The sequence below is a fragment of the Pseudomonas helleri genome, assembly GCF_009600315.1.
GTDB lineage: Bacteria > Pseudomonadota > Gammaproteobacteria > Pseudomonadales > Pseudomonadaceae > Aquipseudomonas > Aquipseudomonas helleri_A.
Genome location: NZ_WIWC01000095.1, coordinates 1 through 804 on the forward strand (window position 1 = coordinate 1; position 804 = coordinate 804).

The 804-nt window shown below is 51.1% G+C and carries 2 protein-coding genes; both read right to left on the reverse strand.

Going from position 1 to position 804, the window contains the following annotated elements; all coding sequences use genetic code 11:
- Window positions 1-24: 24 nt before the first annotated feature.
- On the reverse strand, window positions 25-327 hold the full coding sequence (locus GHN86_RS22980) for a hypothetical protein (RefSeq protein WP_153334639.1): 303 nt from the start codon (window positions 325-327) through the stop codon (window positions 25-27).
- The gene (locus tag GHN86_RS22985; protein ID WP_153334641.1) at window positions 324-644 is read right to left on the reverse strand and encodes a hypothetical protein; all 321 of its coding nucleotides are present in this window, start codon (window positions 642-644) and stop codon (window positions 324-326) included. Before GHN86_RS22985 ends, GHN86_RS22980 begins: the two co-directional genes overlap by 4 nt.
- Window positions 645-804 lie beyond the last annotated feature (160 nt).

The window sequence follows — 804 nt, forward strand, 5'->3', positions numbered from 1 at the left end:
ACAGCGCTAACTGGAGGGGGTTTTTTATTGGCTGGTCAAAATGCGCTTAATGGTTTCGGCGTGCGCGTCAGCTTGCTGGTAATCCATTTGCAAAGGGCCGAGAAAGGCCATGGTGAATTTCGGATTCTTGGGTGCAAAGGCAACCATGATCTGGCCGCCATTAGGCTTTGGCATTCCGTTGTAATAAAACTCAGCGAAATGGTGGAACTCATCGAAGTTATCGAGATCGTCCACGCAGGGCATAAGCTCTAAGCAAGGCCCGTGGGGGTCGTCAGGGTGAAAGAGAGCGACAACGAGTTTTTTGGTTTTCTTCATTTGAACGTTCATTCGTTGGGTTCCTTGCGTTGGAAGGTGCGGAGTTTGGTTTGTTGGTCAATGAGTTCAATTTGAGCCTGATTGGCATCATGTACGGCTTCAAGCATCGAACGCTGCATGATTTCCAAGGCACGGCCCGGCTCTGCTTTTGCCAAGCGTGCAGCCTGAGCAATTCCCAAAATCATGGGGATGTTGCCCTCCATAATCTCGGTTACAAAGCTGGCTGCAGCCACACCAGTCGCATCGTTAAGCTCATTGAGCGCAGCCTTGAGTTCATCGGAAATAGTCAAAGCCATCCGATTTTGTGGCTTGCGTTTTTTGGTAGTCATATTGCACCGGTGAGTTGCTTCTCGTGACTCATGGTATTGTGTGATTTGACGATCCGTCAAGAGCAGCCTCCGGCGGCATTCGGCATGTGCCAAGGGTGCATGGGGTGAAACGTCCCATGCTCCCTAGGCGGAGCGTGCTTTTGATCGAGTCGGGTCAAGG

Bases quoted from the DNA above. Each gene is read 5' to 3' on its own strand.
- GHN86_RS22985 (WP_153334641.1), bottom strand. From the start codon at position 644: ATGACTACCAAAAAACGCAAGCCACAAAATCGGATGGCTTTGACTATT.
- GHN86_RS22980 (WP_153334639.1), bottom strand. From the start codon at position 327: ATGAACGTTCAAATGAAGAAAACCAAAAAACTCGTTGTCGCTCTCTTT.